An 18,465-nucleotide genomic window follows, 5' to 3' on the forward strand; every position below is an offset into this window, starting at 1 on the left:
CAGAAACTTAAGTTTTGAAGGAGGTATCATGCCAGAACTACCGGAAGTGGAAGTAATCTCTAATTTTTTGCTTGATAAAATTAAAAACAAGCAAATCAGTAATGTTATAGTGAATAATTGGAATTTACGTGCCCCAATAACAAAAAATATTGATGATATGCTAAAGGGCAAAGTCATACGCAACATCAAGCGTAGAGGTAAGTATACCATCTGGAATACAGATGGTAGTGTGGCTGTAATCATACATCTTGGCATGAGCGGAAAGCTTATATATGCTGACCACGATCAAATGCGGAATAAGCATGATCACGTGGTATTTTTATTTTCTGACAATACTTCAATAATTTTTAATGACCCAAGAAGATTTGGATTAGTTATCGTTTTAAATAAAGAACAAGAAACGGATTTTTTTAGCGATTTTGGAATAGAGCCCCTCACGGATGAATTCAGTGGAGACTATTTACAGGAGTTGCTGAAAAACAAAAAAGTGAATATCAAATCAGCGTTAATGGACAATAAATCAATAGTTGGCGTAGGCAACATATATGCTTCTGAGAGCTTGTTTAGAGCCCGTATATCACCACTCAGGTCAGCAAAAAACTTGACCTATAGAGAGTGCGAAAAACTTGCTGCTGAAATAAAAAATACTCTGAGTGATGCAATTGCTGCAGGTGGTTCAACACTGAAAGATTATGCACAGCCATCTGGATCTGCTGGATACTTTCAAAATAACTTTTACGTATATGGTAAAGTTCAAAAACCTTGCAAGATTTGCAATAATATCATAACACTTATACGACAAAATGGCCGTAGCACTTATTTTTGCAACGCGTGCCAGAATTAAGATTTTATTTTTTGATATGATATTTTCACTTGAAAAAGATCCATTTGATTTGTTTTCAAAGTGGTACAAAGCAGTACTTAATTCTCCGTGTGAACAACCAACTGCAATGACGCTAGCAACTTGTAGCAAAGACTGTATTCCATCTGCAAGAGTGGTATTACTAAAGGAATATAGCAAAGAAGGTTTTGTGTTTTTCACTAACGTAAACAGTAAAAAAGGGAAAGAATTGACTGAGAACCCCAAAGCTGCGTTAGTGTTTCATTGGATAGAATTTGCTAGGCAAGTGCGAATTGAAGGAGAGGTTAAACTTCTAAACGATGAAAGAACTGACAAATACTTCTCTTCTCGAGCGCTGGGTAGTCAAATTAGCGCATGGTGCTCAAAACAATCGAGCATTCTGAAAGATTGGCAAGATTTTGAGCAAGCTATAAAATTGAAGGAAAAAGAATTTCACAATACACAAGTTTCTCGTCCTGATTTTTGGGTGGGATTTTGCGTAATCCCAAAAGTAATTGAATTTTGGCAAGAAGGTGAATATAGGAAGCATATTAGATTTAGATACACTCTTGTTGAGGGAAGCGATTGGAAAGTGGAACAACTATATCCTTAAAAATGGTTGCGGGAGTAGGATTTGAACCTACGACCTTCAGGTTATGAGCCTGACGAGCTACCGAGCTGCTCCATCCCGCGTCGTTGCTTATTTAGTTATTATATATACAAATAATGAAAAAAGAAAAATAAAATTTCACCACATGCAAATATCGACACACTTATTAACTTTTCTTGACATAATAGTTAGTTATATACGTAACAATCTGCGCAATGAACAATATAACTTGATACTGTGGTTTCCTGTTCTTCAGTGTGCAGGAATTTTAACATATTTTTCCCTAAGTTTTGAACCAAGCTGCATATCTATTTTTCTTTTGCTTTTACCCACACTAATTTTGATTGCAATATTATACAGAAAGTACGCAATATTATGCATTGCTTTAATTGCAGTGCTCATAGGATTTACAGCCAGTAAATTAAGAACAGCTTTAGTTGATACTCAAATTCTTGATAAAGAGAGGTATGTAAAAAATATCGTTGCCACAGTGAAGGATATTAACGACAGGGGCTCATATAAACAATTTCTGCTTTCTGTTGAAAAATCCCCTACTATCTCAAAATCCTCTCCTGTCATCCCAGCGCCCCCTTTTGTCATCCCAGTGCCCCCTTTTGTCATCCCAGTACTTGATACTGGGATCCAGAAAAAAAAGATATGGATTCCAGCGTCACGCGCTGGAATGACACCGGATAGAGCTCTAGATAACATCAGAATATCAGTTAGAACCAAAGTGGAAAAAGGCATTAAAATAGGCGATCAAGTAAAATTATCAGCAAAACTCTTCCCTCTAAAGATTGCACCTTCGGAGTATGCATACGATTTTGCAAGAATAGCATATTACCAGAAAATAAGTGCAACAGGTTTTGCAACAAGCAAAATAGCCCTACACAAAAAGGCTGAAGCAAGGCAATTTCTAGAGTATATAGAATCTTTCCGTCAATACATTTATGAAAACCTGCAGCAAAATATCAAAAAACCACATGCGGATATAATCTCTGCATTACTGATCGGTAAAAAAGATGGCATAGATCAAAAAACTATGGACGCGATACGAGATTCAGGTATAGCACATTTGTTTGCCATATCTGGTTTGCATTTATCATTTGTTGCTGGTCTGTTTTTTGTAGTGTTTCGTAATTTATTCGCAATATCTGAAACTTTGACTCTTAAGTATAACACCAAGAAAATATCTGCATTCCTTACTATCTTGCCAACCACGTTTTATTTATTGATTACCGGTATGCAAATTTCTGCTCAGCGTGCCTACATTATGGTGATTTTAGTACTCGTTGCAATAATGATAGAGAGAAAATATCGAGGGTTAATAGCAATTGCGTTTGCTGCTTCAGTGATACTCTCAGTAGAACCAGAAGCAATTTTAAAGCCTGGCTTTCAGATGTCATTTTCTGCTGTTTTGGCACTGGTTGCCAGTTATCAAATTAATGCTAATAAGTTGTTCAAAATAAAAATAATGAAATATTTTGTGTCGATAATGATCAGCTCAGTAATAGCAAGTTTAGCAACTGTTCCGTATACGATATATAATTTTAATTATTTTTCAATTAGTGGCATTATCACAAATTTAGTTGCTATACCAATAGTTACATTAATTATTATTCCACTTGGAATAATCTATGTTTTGTTGATTCCTTTGGGTGTTGAATGGATTATAGCGCCATTTATAGAGCGCCCAATTGACAGCATTTTGTATATAACAAATGCAATCGCTAGTCTTCAGTATTTGGTTATTCCCATTCGTACTTTTCCTGCCTCATCAATTATTATAATAACATTTGGGTTATTGTGGCTGTGCTTGTGGGAAAGAAATTGGCGTTTCTTCGGAATTTTCTTTATTGTGCTGGGTATTTTCTCTAGTGCTATGTATAGAACTCCTGATATCTTGATAAATGCTGATAATGTTGCTGCAAAGGAGAGTGATAACTTACTATATTCTCTCACCAGAAAAAATAGGAACTTTGTTGTCAAAACATGGGCGAAGCAAAATGGGCAGAACCAAATTTTGAATCATAAAAAATACAATAACTCAGATAAAAGGCTAAAGTGTAACGATTATGGCTGCATATATAATAAAGGAAATAATAAATTAGTGCTGCTAGCTTATAAAAAAGAAGATATTTCAGAAAATTGTGATAAAGTTGATTTAACAATTCAATTAAGTGAATTCGACTATTCAGCTTGCAACGCTAAAATTATTAAACATGCTGATCTAGAAACGTATGGCACACATTCTGTTTGGTTAACAAATCGTTACGTAAAGATTAATACAGTGCGCTCCAATAGGCCTTGGCACATGTTGAAAAATTAAGAAACTTGATTTTAAGGTTTGGTTAACGTATACCTAAATAAGTTTAAACTAGAAAAATGTTATGGTTACAGACACTCAAGATCCTTTCAAAGACTATTTTGATTTTTTAGGATTTAGAAAACTTTCTGACCAGCCCAGTAGAATTTTGAGCTCTATAAGAAAGTATTCTGGTACTATATCGATAGCAAGTACCATTGCTACTCTTATAGCATTTACTGCCTTTTCTATTCAGCCTGTTACAGTAAGTATTGCTGGGTTTGCGTTCACGCCAGCACCTCTTGCCTTTATTCCTCTTATAGTTCTCTTATTTACTGCTGTTATAAACTTTATAAATACACAAAAAATAAAAGAGAATGAAATAGATAAAAAAATAGGAAACTATCAAGTTGATGAACAGTACAGCCAGATTGCTCAAGAAGCTAAAAAAATTGAAATTGTAACAAATTTAGATAAAAAGGGGGAAAAGCTTTCAATAGTTTTACCAATTTCTAAGACGCAGAGAGAAATACTAGAAGATATAGAAGCAGAAAATAGAAATAGGATTCTCTTGTTTACTGGATCATATGTATTTGGTACTATTATAGTAGTTTCAGCAATATCACAATCCATTAATGCTCCAATAATATTAATAGCTTTATTAGTCGCTATTCTTTTATGCATCATATCAACACTTAGCAATCTAATAAGTAATAGCGTGGATCATGAAAATCATACTATTAGAAAACACAGTTCTTTAGGTCTTCTATTTCCATACTGGTCTGGAAAGGGCATGGTTGTATCAGTAGTAGAAAATAAGCTTGGTAAAAGGGAAAATGAACTAATATCTCTAATGAAAAAACTACTTAGTCCGCTTTGCAACTCATTTGACAGTAACCTTAAAAAAGCTTGCGATTTACTTGATAATAGTCTTTTAAAGCCTGCAAATATTAACATTAAAGAAACGCTTGATCACCTAAAAAAAATCAGAGAAGACATCAAAAAAGATTTAGATTGGCTACATGCAGAAATTTCAGAAGTTTTAAACAACACTAAAGAATTGACAAAAAAAGCACATTCACTAGATATTGAAGGTACTTTTTCTAGGTTAGAGAATGCTATTAAAATTGCTGAAGATAAAATTGAACGATTTGAACCAAGCCGCTTTGTAGGCTGGCTTCAATCAACTACGCAGTCTAATAATAACGAGTTCCTTAGCATGCTAAAAAAGTTAAAAGAGGATACAGAAGAGGAAAAAACGGAATTGAAGGAGCAATTAAACGTAGTAAGGAATGAATTAGAAGAAATAAAAAAGAAGCAAGCTCAACCAAGTACGCCTGATTTAGAAGCTAACAATGGAAATAATACTAATAAATTATTAGTATTAGAAAATAAAGTCAAAGAACTACGTGACACAGTTAGAAAGTTAGAGCTGGAAGCAGAACAAAATAAGCTGCAGCAAAAGAAGGAAAAGTTAGAGCAAAAAAAATCTGAACAAGAAAAAACAGATGAATGGAAAGAAAAAATCAACGGCAAACCAAGTGAATTCTTATATTATTTATTAGAATCTATTAAGCTGGAAGAAAAAGATAATAAAGAAAAAAAGGTTGAGGCAACATTACGAGATTTTGATAATAAAGTTACAATCTACTGGAAAGATGGCTCTCAAACAATTTGCCATATTAAAAAACAAGGTGATCTGCAAATTGAGTCTAGTGCAACAATGTTTACAGACCCAAATGTTCAAGCAGCATGGGAAATGGCGCGGGGTAAATCACTATAGATTACTCAATAATAACCTTAAGTGTTAATAATGATAAAGAGAAATTAAGGTTAGACACCTATATAGCTGAAAAATGCAACATATCACGCAGCAAAGCGCAAAGATTGATACAAAATGAGCAGGTGAAATTACTTGGCACACCGATAATTAATAATGACTACATAGTAAAACCAGATGAAGAGTATGTGGTGCATCTCGTTCAACCTGACATATCCACATCAATTGAGCCTAATTATGACATAAAACTTAATATCGTCTATGAAGATGAGGACATTATAGTTCTGAGTAAACAAAGTGGATTAACAGTGCACCCAGGTGCTGGGACAAACAATGATACGCTTTTGAACGCAGTTATCGCTCACCTTAATGTAAGACCAGGAATTGTTCATAGACTCGATAAAGATACTAGTGGGCTAATGGTAATTGCAAAAAATGAAGCAGCCCATAGTTTTTTGTCTGAATTGTTATCGAATCGCAAAATAAAGCGGGAATACTTAGCAGTAGTTTGGGGAACATTATCTTCTCAGCAAGGCACGATAAAAACTAACATTGCTCCCAAACGCGGTAATAAAGAAATGATGTGTGTAACAAAAATCACAGGCAAATTAGCAATCACTCACTATTTAGTGCAAAAAGTTATAGGACAAGTAAGCCTCGTTAAATGCACTTTAGAGACAGGCAGAACACACCAAATTCGAGTCCACATGAGCCACATAGGACATTCCATAGTTGGTGATCAAGTTTATGGAAAAAATAGTAGTAAAAGCACAAAATATGCTAAAAACTCTAGTTTCATTCGTAATTTCAATAGACAAGCACTACATGCTTATACACTGGGCTTATACCACCCAAAAAGTAAGGAATACATGGAATTTGTCTCTGATTTACCGCAAGATATAAAAACTTTAATTGGTGAGTTTGACAACATATCTTAATAACATTCGTATTAACCTATCAATATTATCATCCATGTTATCAGGAAGTTAATTAATGAAAGAAAAACTGCTGCACTACCTAGATCTTTCACCTTTTTTGAAAGTATGTGTTGTTCACTGGAAATACGCTCAATTGTCGTTTCAAAAGCAGTGTTAACAATTTCCACAATTAACACCAGGAATAGGCTGCTTATCATTACTGCACGTTCTAGATTACTTACATCCAAAACAAACAAAATTGAGACACATACTATAAAAAGCAGTAACTCCTGTCTGAACGCAATTTCTGATATAAAAGCTGATTTTATTCCTTCACAAGAGTATTGAATTGCTTTTATTAGACGAATAATGCCCTTCTTCATTATTATTCACAAAACCCTTTAATCAAAATTTTAACTCATTTAGATTTGCTACACCCTATAGCATTTTTATCATTTGTTCACCCTATTGGTTTTGAAATTAAGATTTACCGCAACTACAATAAGTACTCTTATCATCACATTTTGGTGTTAAGTCAGGATAGAACGTGAGTATAGCATCATTCTTTCTTACAAACACTGATTGATAATTGTCATCTTCCATTTCATATAGACACATTCCATCTTTTCCTAATTCCTTAAACGCCTTAGTTGCAGAAATTATCGGCATGAAGGTTATATGCGTATCCATTTGGGCATTTAACTTTCACTTCCCCATCCTTACCCAAATATTTCATTCCAAATGTATAAACCGGCGGCTTAATATCTGATTCATTGCACAGGATTCCAACTGCCCATTTATCCTCTTGAGCTTCAACATATCTACCTACAAAATGCATACCACCTAATTTATCGTTTGGCTCACCACAAAAAATATGTCCAAACCCTATAGTTTCTTTTTCACTTCCACTATTTGTAAACCAAATGTTAGCCAGTTCATCTTTAAGTAACTCCAAATCCGCATCTGGCGTAATCACTTATATATTCCTTTCACTACTTCTTGATGCTGCGGACAACTAAGTAAAATTTTGAAATCTTCTTTATCTGGATGTGCTCCCCAATCTCCACAAACTTTCAACACTCCTCTATCGAAGTCAGTTAATTCTGAAACGGTGGCTGGTTGTGAACTGAAAAATGGTTCAAAATTGACTTCAACATTTTCTTCTACATAGCCGGTGTGAAAATAATGATCCTTAATATAAAAAATAAATCCTATTATTGGTATTATTAAACACAAAATTAGTTTAACTGTCTTCGACATAATCACGTTCACAAAAAAGCTAGCCTATAAGAAATAATTTAAAAAAGTTTTAATCTAATCGTTTTTGCAGAGCAGCAACTCCCGGCATTTCATCGCCACTTAACCAATCTAAAAATGCTCCTCCACCAGTGGAAACATATGTAAAATCCTTATCGGCAAGGCCTGCAGCGCTTATTGCAGATAGACTATCGCCTCCCCCTATTATGCTGGTTAACTTTCCTTTGTGCGTTAAGTCACTTACGATTTTCATTACCCCTATTGTACCGCTTGCAAAAGCTGAATGTTCAAAAACACCAATAGGTCCATTCCACAGCAGAGTCTTACTGCTTGCTATTATACTGCTTATTGTACTCAAAGTTTGTGGTCCGATATCCAAAATTATATCACCGTCCAAAATGGACTCAGTTCTTCTTGAAATACTAGTGCTGTAATCAGAGTTTACTGCAATCAGAACGTCTTCTGGCACAACTATTTTGCAATTGTTTTTATTTGCTGTTTCAAGAATATTATGCAGAAGGTCGTCAACACCATTTTGAAAGAAAGATTTCCCTATATTTACTTTGCTAAATGACAAAAAATTATTGGCTATTGCACCACCTAGAACTAGGTAATTAACCTTTTCTGTTAGCTTCATAAGCACTTTTATTTTAGTTGATATTTTAGCTCCCCCAACTATCGCAGTAATAGGTTTAGCTTTAAACGATACAGCTTTTTCAAGATACTTTAGCTCATCTTGCAAGCAAAACCCTGCATAAGAGGGTAAAAATTCTGTAATGCGTGAAATAGAAGCGTGAGCTCTGTGAGAGCAAGAAAATGCATCATTTACATATATATCCGCTAGAGATGCTAGTTGTTTGGCAAAATTTGAGTCACTTTGCTCTTCCTCTTTATAAAATCTTAGATTCTCTAGTAATATTATATCTCCTGCATCCATAACACTTACTGCTCTTTGTACTTTTTCACCAAAGCAATCGTCAATGAATTTCACTTTTTTATTTAGTAACTGCGATAAAGTGTCAATTACATTTTTTAGCGACAGATTATTGTCTCTGGCCTTTGGGCGTCCAAAATGTGATATAATAATAATCTTTGCACTCGCATTCACTAAATACTGAATAGTAGGCAATGCTCTCAAAATACGAGTGACGTCACGAATTTCTCCATCTTTTATAGGAACATTGAAGTCAACTCTGAGTAAGACGGTTTTATTGTGAAGATCACAATTTTCTATACTAGGTATATTCATTACAAAATTGAAGCTATAAAGTCACTATACAGCAGTTTGATCTAAAGTAAAGTTTTAAGCTTACGAACGTTTAAGGAAATTTGCATGCCAAACGCTTGACACTGGAACCTTATCGTCATGCCATCACGAACCGTCATACCGCCGGGTATCTCTTAGCCGCTAACACGTAGCGGGATACTTGACCTTTACAGGGATGACGATTGTCGTTTAGCCATAAATATTTAAGAAATTTACTAAACAGAAAAAAAGGCAAAAGAAGCCCCGTGGTTGGCTAATTACTTACATTATACTTTCAAGTATGGCGTTTTTTTATTCTAAACGCTTAATAACCGCGATTTAGCTGCTTTTTAATGCAACTAACCTTTAGTCATAAATATTTAAGAAATTTACTAAACAGAAAAAAAGGCAAAAGAAACCCTAGGGTAGCTAATTATTCACTATCCATTTTTTAAGTTGGCGTTTTTTGATGTTTTAAATGCTTTATAAGCGTATTTCAGCTTGTATAGGTAAAAACCTAGAAATTTGATAAAGACATAGAGTGCACACAGTGCAAAAAATTAAACATGAGACGCCAGATACGTTGAGTTTTTTTGTCATTTAATCTGTACAGAGAAGATAAATAGCTTCAGTTTCATGATAAGGAGGCTGGCGGAGTTTGTCAAGTAAGTTTTTCGTTTAATCCGTTTCTTGATTTAGGTGCCCTTGACTTCCGGCTGGGTCGAATTTGTATAGCTACATTGTCGGTAAATCTAAATTGCTTTAATGATTTTGATTGAAAAATAGTTTTTCTATTATATAAATGCTACTTTAGGGTAATCAAAATGGAAGACGATAAATATAGCCTAGGTTTAAGAGTTATCCATTGGTTGATGGCTGTTTTTATTATCGGTATGCTTTGTTCTGGACTTTATATGAAAAGCCTGCCACTTAGCAATGAAATTAAGTTCAACATATACGCTATTCATAAGGCTTGCGGTATCACTATTCTTGGATTAATCATAGTACGCATATTTTTTCGCGTCTTTACTTATGTTCCACCACTTCCAGCAAATTTTTCTCGGTTTGTAATCAATATAAGTAAAGCAGTACACTTTGGTTTATATTCTTTGATGGTGCTAATGCCACTATCTGGCTATGTCATGTCTTCTGCTTCTGGCAAACAGATCAAATATTTTTTTCATATCCCTTTGTTGATTAATCAAAACAAGGATCTAGCTAACACGGCTAACGAGCTACATTCGATGCTTGCATATTTTATGGTACTCTTTATAATCTTACATATACTTGGCGCCTTAAAACACACATTTATAGATAAACAAAACATTTTTAAACGTATGATATAGGTTATATGTTAAGTAGCCTCTGGAAAAAAGGAACAGATTTTCTTAGCAGTGAGTTTGCTATAATGGGTGGTGCTATGAGCTGGGTTTCAGAGAGAAACTTGGTCTCAGCAATCTCAAACGCTGGTGGTTTTGGTGTGATTGCATGTGGTGCAATGTTTCCAGACTTGCTAAAAAAAGAAATCATAGAGACGCAGCAATTAACTAACAAGCCATTTGGTGTAAATCTAATTACTATGCACCCAAAGTTGAGTGAGTTGATAGATGTGTGTATTGAAACGAAAGTGAGCCATATAGTGCTTGCCGGTGGACTGCCAACAAAGCCTAATATAGAAAAAATCAAGGGTGCAGGCATTAAAGTTATGTGCTTTGCACCAGCATTAAGCCTTGCGAAAAGGTTAGTAAAAATGGGAGTAGATGCATTAATAATAGAAGGAATGGAAGCAGGTGGGCATATAGGTCCAGTTAGCACTTCTGTTCTTGCACAAGAGATATTGCCTCATTTTAAAAATGAACAAATACCAGTGTTTGTTGCAGGTGGAATAGGAAGAGGTGAAATGATAGTTAATTACCTGGAAATGGGAGCAAGTGGCTGTCAAATAGGTACATTATTTGTCTGCACTAATGAGTCAATTGCCCACAAAAATTTTAAGGAAGTGTTTATTAAATCGGCCGCACGTAATGCAATACCTTCTGTACAGATAAGTGCTGATTTTCCTGTAATTCCAGTAAGAGCTATAGCCAACAAAGCAAGCGATGACTTTATGAAGCGTCAAAAAGAAGTTATTGATGAATACCAAAAGGGACAGATCTCAAAAGAAGATGGGCAGCTTGAAATAGAAAAATTCTGGGCTGGAGCTTTAAGAAGAGCAGTAATTGATGGAGATGTTGAAACGGGATCTTTAATGGCTGGCCAAAGTGTTGGCATGGTTGATAAGGAAAAGCCTGTAAAAGAAGTAGTGGATATGTTAGTTCAACAAGCAAAGAATCATATTAATAGCAAATCTGTAGAAGTAGAAAGCCCAGAAAGCAAATAGTTAAGCGACCTTCCAATAAGCAAGTTGCCGCAATTATTTATAATATGGCATAATTGCCCAGTTTTAATGTAAAATTAACGCTAAAGAGGTATCTATACATTTTGTTATGTATGGAGGAGTCTATGCTAAGTTCTAAAAAAGATATTAACCAACAATTGCACGACACTATATACAAAAAGGTAACAAAAGAAAATCATAAATATGGAAGCCCACAAAAGGGAGATGGAACTATCAAAAAATGCATAGAGTTGTTCAAGGAAGGAGCTAGTCCTGAGGTATTAACTGAATTAGAAAAATCGCTGAGAGAACAATTAGAAAAATCACCAGAAAAACAAGAGGAATATCAAAAACATTATAAGTATTATATCGAAAACTTTCTTCCTGCATTGAAAGATGAAGTAATAAAATCAGAAGAACTAGCTGTACCTACAGTATTTAACAATGAAAGAGAACAATCACAAAGACCACAAACAATAAGAGGAAAAATAGTAAAAACAATTTTGGATATTACTAACAGGAGCAGCAGTGTAAGCTCAATACCAAATGCTGTTGAAGAAAATATTGAAGATCAAATGCAGCTAAAACATATTGAAGAGCAAAACAACACACAAGAAACACCCTTGAATGTAGCTGAGAAAAAAAGTGGTGATAATAAAATACTTAGTAATTCAGATGTTGCAGAGGAAGTGTTTGAAAAATATAGCAAGGTTGTGAAAGAAATAGAGGAGAAGAAAACTTCTAAACTCAGTAGTGGCAATGACTCAGATAGTGGAATAGACTCACCTAGAACGAGTAAAGAAAGTTTGAAATCACCAGTAAGTAGCAGAAGGAGCAGTTTAACTTTAGTAACAAGCACTTCATCTGAGGAAAGTTTAAACTCAACATTGAGCTCTGTTGAAGGAGATAATGGCTTACAACCAGAGGGTGGAGAAAAAACTGAGTTATTAGAATCAAATTTGGAATCCCCAAAAGAAAACGAGACTCAAGTGCAGCCAGAGCAGACTGTAAAAAAAGAGCCAAAAATGCAAGAAAATGAAAACTCAGATGGTCAAGCAAATCCAGATCAAGTTAAGAAAGATATCCTACTTAAAAACCAACCCAATAACAGAAATCTTCACGTTGCACTTGTAGCAGGTTGTGCTCTCTCCACAATAGGGTGCATTGTTGCAGGAGCAATGACATCAGGATTGATAGGAGCAGGACTACTTGCTATGGCTGCAGTGTTTGCTATAGCAGCAGTAGCTGAATTGCATTCAAACTTCCTATCAAGTAAATTAACATCCATTAATGTGAGTCCTCTTGTTGATGATAAAGAGCTTACAGCATGTTCACGTCTGTAAAAATTAAATATGTGTTACTTGTAGTGGATAAGTGAATTCAGTTCTTGCCTATTGATATAAAAGTTGTTATATTTAAGAAATGTTTAAAAGGTATTTAGTTGATGCGCATTCAATTGAATAAAGTTTTGGTTTTTATAGCCTTATTAAGTTTCATTTTTGCATCATATTCTAGCGAAGCAAGTTCGGCGAGTGATGAATTAAAGGGTATACAAGAAACGGTAAAAAATTTTATTTCTTCATTTTCAGTTAAAGATACTGTAGAAAATATGAGTCCTTCAACAATCATAGGGTTGTGTATAGCTGCAGTGATACTTGCAGTAGTGTTCAGAGGTCTAATCTTTTTTATGATAATGTTTGGTGTACTGGTCCTGATGTTCGGTAGTACAGAAAAGGCAACAGACTACTTAAAAGAAAAATTTAACTTTGCAAAAGATATAAAATTACAATCCGATAGCGAAAAAAAAGATAAAAATTAAGATAGTATTTTTATCTTTTTTAATTATCTTTATTGAATACGCATATGCAGTTAAAAGTACCAACAGTTAACTCTAAGCTTAAAAAAAAGAACAACTTAGCATTACTAGAAAGCATTGATTTAGATTTTGTTCCTTATGCTTGTCATTACGATGAAGAAACCATACTAACAAAACAGGGAGAATTGTTAAAAATAATCAAGTTAGAAGATTATTCTTCTGTTGATAACTACAGCGACCTCAGAACTGAAATTAGAAAAAGCATATCAAAAAATATTAATAGCCTGTGTTTTACCGTTTGGATTCATACCGTTAGAAAGCGCAATAAACTGAGCTTGAAATGGAATAAAACTGAAGACTTCTCTGACAACCTACATTCAACGTGGTTTAATAAACTAACTGATAGTAAATTACAGTATATAAATGAACTATACATTGTAATATTGTTTAGCGATTTTGGCAAGCATACTAATAATTCGTTTTTTTTCAATAGAATAAAGAATAAGCATAAGTTGTCTTTACAAGAAAGCCATCAGGAGTTGCAAAAGATAACTGACGTAATTCAAAATGATTTAGGACCTTTTGGAGCTAAAAAACTGAGTCTAAGGTTTAGTGAAGGTAAAATATATTCTGAAATGATAGAATTTCTCCACTATATTGTTACATTAACGCACAAAGATTATCCAATACATGAAAGGGACCTGTCGCAATATATTAGAAATTTTAAAATAGCTTTTGGTTTCAATACGTTTCAAACAATATTTGAAAATCAACAGAAATTTGGCTCTATTTTCAGCATAAAAGAATACCGGGAAATCTCTTTAGGTAATATAGATAGATGCTTGCAGCTTGAATCTGAATTTATCATTACAGAAATAATGATATTTACTAGTAATAACAAAGCAATAAAAGAATTTAAAAAACAAATCAACATGCTGCAAATTAGTGAGGATAATACCTTACTTAAAAGCTCAGGAATTGAAGAAATAATAGAGCTTGAAAAGACCTCTAGTATAGACTTCTGCCAACAGAAAATTATTTTTACAATATTTGCAGATGATAGGAATAAGTTAGCTGAAAGTATTAGTGATTTATCTTCTATAATGTCATTAGTTGGCTTCATGATGTTTAGAGCTGATTTACATATGGAAAGTCATTTTTGGGCACAACTTCCAGGCAATTTTGCTTTTATTACGCAACCGAAAAATATCTTAACAAAATACGCTTGCAGCTTTGCTATGCTGCACGATTTTACGTCAGGTACATTAAAAGGAAGAAGGTGGAAAGAAGCGGTAATGATTTTTTTTTCAAAAAAAGGAAATCCTTACTTCTTTAATTTTCATGGAAAAAGAAATAATGGCCATACTACGATACTCGGAGCTCCAAATTCAGGCAGAACTTCACTCATTAATTTTCTATTATCAGAATCAAGAAAGTTTAACCCAAGAATTGTCATATTGGATAACACTGGAAAATCAATAATTTTTACTAAAGCAGTGAGTGGTAAATATTACATAATCGATCCAAAATATAAGGACAAAAGCCTAAAATTTAATCCACTAAACATTGAAGATAGTGCTTCCAATCGCAATATGTTGGTTGAACTGATCAGAAGAATGGTAGCCGATACGAGCTTGGTGGACGTAGAAGAAAAGATAAGAAAAATTGTGGATTCTATATTTGCTATACCCAAGGAATCACGTTCTATTTCACAAATTTCTGAGGTGCTCTTGCTCCTTGGGGGTAAGATAAGTAGATGGTGTGACGATGGTGACTTTGCTTACTTATTTCAAGATGGTGATGAATCAGATATTGACTGGGAAACAAAAATTATATCTCTCAACACCGCAAACCTTACAAAACAAAAGGAATGTATGTCCGTGATACTTTACTATTTTTTATATTCTTTTGAGGCAAAATGTGATGGCTCGCCTGCAATACTTGTTTTGGATGAAGCATGGGAGATAAGTAATATTTTTCCTACAGAGAAAGAGTTTGATAACTGGATGCAAAGAATGACGGAACTAAATGTTGTAGTAATCCTAAGTACTGAGAATTTAAATCTCGCATTTGCTAGCAAATTTACTCAATATTTAGATAAACATGTTGATACAAGAATCTTGATGCCGAACGTCAATGCAAATAGATTATACATGAAGGCATTTTCTCTATCGAAAGAGGAGCTGAATATAATTCTGCAGACGCCAACACAGGAAGGTTTATTTTTGATAAAACAGTACAAAGGATTAGTAACCTTAAATCTGGATTTGAAGGATATGCAAGAAATACATGTACTTTCAGCTAACAAAGAGACTATAAAGTATATGTATGAGGCAATAAAAGAAAAAGGAGAAGAAGTTAATGAGTGGTTACCGGTATTTTATGAGAAGTGTAAGGCTTAATTTCTTATTGATATTTTTTTTGATACTTGGTCTTTCGTATCAAGGATATGCTGATTGTCCAACATTTGTAGAAAGTAATACTTGGTGGGAAGCAATAGTTGGTGGAGATTGGGTAAAGGAAATTAAGGTGCAAGCAATAAAAGATCAAGGAGTTGATGGTTACTTTAATCCCAAAATTAGAGTATGTGCTTATGATGGACAAAGTTATTGTTATGACTTACAAAGTGGGGAATCCTGCCGCCAGATATATGGAACGCAAGGTACAGGAGCTGGAGTTTCTGCTGCAGCTTTTATCGACTGGGAAGGAGATAAAACAAAAGCTGGAGGAGAAATTGCTCGGGGTCTTAAATGGGAATGGGCAGACGGTGTTACTGATGAGGAAAAAAGAAGATTCGCTAACTCTCCTAAAATATGTGCTTGCAGTCAAAAAGGGGCTTGTATGTCAGGAATTTCTTCATCGGGTTCTAGAGTATTTTCGGGTGAGAATATTTTCCGTCCTGGGGAGATGGAAAAAGTCTGTGATACCTGCTACCAAACGGCAGTAAAATGTGCTCCTGTTCCACTTGCACCTGGCCCCCCTCCATTTTGTGAACAACTTGCAATGTCGCTTCCACAAGTTAGAATTGTTCCTATAACAGATAAAGACAATGATTACTTTAATCCTAAGGTTAAGGTAATCATTGGTGATCTGAAAGGAAGAGACGGAGAGATTGGAGAAAAATTAGATTTCCCTAAAGGGTATGGAGAAAATAAAGCTGAGTGGCGCTCTATTTTAGACAAAGATGGCATCACGTACTACTTCAAAACTTATAGAGAAAAAGATAAGCTCTGCGCTGAATACCTTGGAACTCAAAGTATAGATGAAAACAATCCACAGTTCATCCGCTGTTTTCCTGCACCACCTGCTCCAGAACCTGAGATAGTGGAGATAGTAAATGCAAATACATTGAAAGTAGAAATGAAGATGAGTGAGAGCACTTGTGCTAAAGCACATGGAACCTATAGTAATGGTTCCTGTACTTTTAATGTTAATACTGACCTCAACCATCCTATAAACATTGGCCCCCTATCTTTAAAAGTAGTAAAACCAGCAATAGTAGCAAAAACAACTGATAGTAATATTGATAATATTATAGAAGGTATATTAGAAAGTAATCCGCAACAATTTAAAGTTCTGAAAGAATATGGCTATGTTCCTGATGTGCAAATTAAATGTTCTAAAGGCGGAAGTTTTTATAGTTTTAATGATTTTGAGAAAAAGTTAAAAGACAAATCTATTCAATGTGAATTTAATAACTCTGGGCAGCCGGAAATAGAAGTAAAGTATAAAGGAAATTCTAACAGTAAAATGCTTTGTCTTTCTGGATGGCAGCCAGAACCAGAGGAGTTTGTTCTTAAAAGAGAAAATAAAATAATACCACTAAAATTAATGGGAACAAGATATACTAAATACAATGCTGTTTACTCCAAGGAATCAAATCAGTTCTATTATCTTCCAAGCAAGGAAATAGTTTACCCTTTGAAAGAAACTCAAGAGAGGTTGGATAAAATAATATTTAATAAGCAAGAGTATGTTTTCTTCCCTGATGAAAATGAGCAGAAGAAGGAAGAATGCAGTTATTGTGTGAAGAAAGATAGCAAAATAGACGAAAAATTAAAATCTGGTGAAGGACTGAAAGTAGTATACAAATTGACGGATGTAGAGCATAAAGAAGGATGTGAGCAAGGTGATGATGGTTGCATCTGCTTTGATGGAAAGTGTAGCCGTTCAAAACAATATTTGAATAAAAATGAAGATGATAAGCCATTCTACTTAAGGTATGAGGAAGTGGATTGTAAAGATAAGGATGGTAAAGTATTAAGAGATGAAAAAAATGAAGTACGAAAGTGTACACAATTAAAAGATCAACTGATTAAAGCAAACAGAACAGAGGTTTTTTACGCTGATAAATTGTGTAGGTTCGATTTAGAAGGTCTCAAAAAGAAATTAAAAGAAAAATTAAAAGAGATAATCAAGGAACATCTGAAAAATAAGAAACCAGATCTTGAAAAAAATAATGAAAAATCCTATGATCATAAAAATAAAGATGTTTATACAGATGACTTATCAATAAAATTTGATCGTATTAAAATAGAAGCGTGGGGAAGTGGTGAAGCAGGTCATATACAAGGTAGTGGCTGTGACAATCAAAAATGCCATTCTACTGAAAGCAGAGTAGGGATGCCAGGAGATTATATTAAAGCTAAACTGAAAATCGATCCTAATTATCCTATAATTAAGGTGCAAGTCACAGAGGGAGGGGGTAACCAGGAAAGTAACTTCTCAGATAAGGACGGGGGACCTGTTTTCATAGAAATGTGCAATTCGCAGAAGCAACATTGCCAGCAACTGATTACTGTTGCAGGTGGAGGTGAGTATAGAACATACGGTGGTAAGGGTTATGAGGAAACAGTAATTCATAAGCAAGATTTAAAGCTAGAGGAGAAAATTGTAAAGGCAGATAAACTGAAGTCTACACAAGACAATCAAATAGCATATATAGAAAATGGTGAAATCAAGTATGAAACAGTAGAGTGTGGAAGTGGTTTGAGAAGCAGTAGATCTGGTGCAGGTGGCTGCATTAATAAAAGCAAAGGAATTTATGGTAAAGGCTTTCCAGGGTATGTGAAGATTAGACCTATTATAAAGGAATTTGACGAAGAAGAAATAAATGCTGCTATTAAAAAAGTAATAGAGGATCTATACGATCTTGAAACTATGACTGATTTTTGGGTAGGGGATCTTAACGTGAATATAAGTGGGATAATTAAAGAGGAAGTCAAAAAAGAATTATCAAGGTAAAAAGATATAGCTCTGGAAATGATGCTCTTGTTTTAATAATTAATTAAAGTAAAGCATGTAGTAAATGGTGTA

At 34.3% G+C, this 18,465-nt stretch carries 14 protein-coding genes, 1 tRNA gene and 1 pseudogene; 11 read left to right on the plus strand and 5 right to left on the minus strand.

Annotated elements, in window-relative coordinates; translation table 11 throughout:
* Nucleotides 1–28 precede the first annotated feature (28 nt).
* A complete protein-coding gene (gene mutM / locus ACJZL3_RS06410) occupies nt 29–844 on the plus strand; it encodes a bifunctional DNA-formamidopyrimidine glycosylase/DNA-(apurinic or apyrimidinic site) lyase (protein WP_010963068.1) in 816 nt (271 codons plus the stop codon).
* A gap of 16 nt (nt 845–860) precedes the next feature.
* Nucleotides 861–1,454, plus strand: coding sequence for a pyridoxamine 5'-phosphate oxidase (pdxH, locus tag ACJZL3_RS06415; RefSeq protein WP_022626142.1), 594 nt, complete (start codon nt 861–863; stop codon nt 1,452–1,454).
* 3 nt (nt 1,455–1,457) lie between these two features.
* Here the strand turns inward: pdxH and ACJZL3_RS06420 are convergent.
* Nucleotides 1,458–1,534, minus strand: a tRNA-Met gene (locus tag ACJZL3_RS06420).
* A gap of 169 nt (nt 1,535–1,703) precedes the next feature.
* Complete coding sequence (locus ACJZL3_RS06425) at nt 1,704–1,853, minus strand: hypothetical protein (RefSeq protein ID WP_419198748.1); 150 nt, start codon at nt 1,851–1,853, stop codon at nt 1,704–1,706.
* Between ACJZL3_RS06425 and ACJZL3_RS06430 the strand changes: the two genes are divergently transcribed.
* From ACJZL3_RS06430 to ACJZL3_RS06440, 3 genes are all read left to right on the plus strand, one after another.
* Nucleotides 1,846–3,780, plus strand: a complete 1,935-nt coding sequence (locus ACJZL3_RS06430) for a ComEC/Rec2 family competence protein (RefSeq protein WP_419198749.1) — start codon at nt 1,846–1,848, stop codon at nt 3,778–3,780. The two genes, ACJZL3_RS06425 and ACJZL3_RS06430, sit on opposite strands and share 8 nt — an antisense overlap.
* A gap of 61 nt (nt 3,781–3,841) precedes the next feature.
* Complete coding sequence (locus ACJZL3_RS06435; RefSeq protein ID WP_010082004.1) at nt 3,842–5,539, plus strand: hypothetical protein; 1,698 nt, start codon at nt 3,842–3,844, stop codon at nt 5,537–5,539.
* Nucleotides 5,530–6,474 carry an RluA family pseudouridine synthase gene (locus tag ACJZL3_RS06440; protein WP_038227940.1) on the plus strand — a complete coding sequence of 315 codons (945 nt, stop codon included), beginning with the start codon at nt 5,530–5,532 and terminating at the stop codon, nt 6,472–6,474. The genes ACJZL3_RS06435 and ACJZL3_RS06440 overlap by 10 nt, the downstream gene beginning before the upstream one ends.
* A gap of 11 nt (nt 6,475–6,485) precedes the next feature.
* Here the strand turns inward: ACJZL3_RS06440 and ACJZL3_RS06445 are convergent, their stop codons facing one another.
* From ACJZL3_RS06445 to ACJZL3_RS06455, 3 genes and pseudogenes are all read right to left on the minus strand, one after another.
* Nucleotides 6,486–6,836: a diacylglycerol kinase gene (locus tag ACJZL3_RS06445; protein WP_007549043.1), complete on the minus strand. Its 351-nt coding sequence runs from the start codon at nt 6,834–6,836 to the stop codon at nt 6,486–6,488.
* A 97-nt stretch (nt 6,837–6,933) separates the two neighbouring features.
* Nucleotides 6,934–7,713 (minus strand): annotated as a pseudogene (locus ACJZL3_RS06450) (EndoU domain-containing protein).
* A gap of 49 nt (nt 7,714–7,762) precedes the next feature.
* Nucleotides 7,763–8,959, minus strand: coding sequence for a phosphoglycerate kinase (locus ACJZL3_RS06455; protein ID WP_419198750.1), 1,197 nt, complete (start codon nt 8,957–8,959; stop codon nt 7,763–7,765).
* 821 nt (nt 8,960–9,780) lie between these two features.
* Here ACJZL3_RS06455 and ACJZL3_RS06460 point away from each other — a divergent pair.
* The 6 genes from ACJZL3_RS06460 (at nt 9,781) to ACJZL3_RS06485 (ending at nt 18,393) form a co-directional block, all read left to right on the plus strand.
* Nucleotides 9,781–10,302, plus strand: a complete 522-nt coding sequence (locus ACJZL3_RS06460; RefSeq protein WP_010082022.1) for a cytochrome b — start codon at nt 9,781–9,783, stop codon at nt 10,300–10,302.
* 5 nt (nt 10,303–10,307) lie between these two features.
* Nucleotides 10,308–11,336, plus strand: a complete 1,029-nt coding sequence (locus ACJZL3_RS06465; protein ID WP_010082023.1) for an NAD(P)H-dependent flavin oxidoreductase — start codon at nt 10,308–10,310, stop codon at nt 11,334–11,336.
* Nucleotides 11,337–11,458: 122 nt separating this feature from the next.
* On the plus strand, nt 11,459–12,676 hold the full coding sequence (locus ACJZL3_RS06470) for a hypothetical protein (RefSeq protein WP_038199547.1): 1,218 nt from the start codon (nt 11,459–11,461) through the stop codon (nt 12,674–12,676).
* A 101-nt stretch (nt 12,677–12,777) separates the two neighbouring features.
* On the plus strand, nt 12,778–13,152 hold the full coding sequence (locus tag ACJZL3_RS06475; RefSeq protein WP_022626145.1) for a hypothetical protein: 375 nt from the start codon (nt 12,778–12,780) through the stop codon (nt 13,150–13,152).
* 44 nt (nt 13,153–13,196) lie between these two features.
* Nucleotides 13,197–15,551 (plus strand): type VI secretion protein, encoded by a 2,355-nt coding sequence (locus tag ACJZL3_RS06480; RefSeq protein WP_419198751.1) that lies wholly within the window; start codon nt 13,197–13,199, stop codon nt 15,549–15,551.
* Complete coding sequence (locus tag ACJZL3_RS06485) at nt 15,532–18,393, plus strand: hypothetical protein (RefSeq protein WP_419198752.1); 2,862 nt, start codon at nt 15,532–15,534, stop codon at nt 18,391–18,393. The genes ACJZL3_RS06480 and ACJZL3_RS06485 overlap by 20 nt, the downstream gene beginning before the upstream one ends.
* The last annotated feature ends 72 nt before the right edge of the window (nt 18,394–18,465 follow it).

It is taken from the genome of Wolbachia endosymbiont of Rhagoletis cingulata, assembly GCF_048537655.1.
Lineage (GTDB): Bacteria > Pseudomonadota > Alphaproteobacteria > Rickettsiales > Anaplasmataceae > Wolbachia > Wolbachia pipientis.

Coding starts and splice junctions, on each gene's coding strand:
- mutM (WP_010963068.1), top strand. CDS start 29: ATGCCAGAACTACCGGAAGTGGAAGTAATCTCTAATTTTTTGCTTGAT.
- pdxH (WP_022626142.1), top strand. CDS start 861: ATGATATTTTCACTTGAAAAAGATCCATTTGATTTGTTTTCAAAGTGG.
- ACJZL3_RS06425 (WP_419198748.1), bottom strand. CDS start 1,853: ATGAGCACTGCAATTAAAGCAATGCATAATATTGCGTACTTTCTGTAT.
- ACJZL3_RS06435 (WP_010082004.1), top strand. CDS start 3,842: ATGGTTACAGACACTCAAGATCCTTTCAAAGACTATTTTGATTTTTTA.
- ACJZL3_RS06445 (WP_007549043.1), bottom strand. CDS start 6,836: ATGAAGAAGGGCATTATTCGTCTAATAAAAGCAATTCAATACTCTTGT.
- ACJZL3_RS06455 (WP_419198750.1), bottom strand. CDS start 8,959: ATGAATATACCTAGTATAGAAAATTGTGATCTTCACAATAAAACCGTC.
- ACJZL3_RS06460 (WP_010082022.1), top strand. CDS start 9,781: ATGGAAGACGATAAATATAGCCTAGGTTTAAGAGTTATCCATTGGTTG.
- ACJZL3_RS06465 (WP_010082023.1), top strand. CDS start 10,308: ATGTTAAGTAGCCTCTGGAAAAAAGGAACAGATTTTCTTAGCAGTGAG.
- ACJZL3_RS06470 (WP_038199547.1), top strand. CDS start 11,459: ATGCTAAGTTCTAAAAAAGATATTAACCAACAATTGCACGACACTATA.
- ACJZL3_RS06475 (WP_022626145.1), top strand. CDS start 12,778: ATGCGCATTCAATTGAATAAAGTTTTGGTTTTTATAGCCTTATTAAGT.
- ACJZL3_RS06480 (WP_419198751.1), top strand. CDS start 13,197: ATGCAGTTAAAAGTACCAACAGTTAACTCTAAGCTTAAAAAAAAGAAC.
- ACJZL3_RS06485 (WP_419198752.1), top strand. CDS start 15,532: ATGAGAAGTGTAAGGCTTAATTTCTTATTGATATTTTTTTTGATACTT.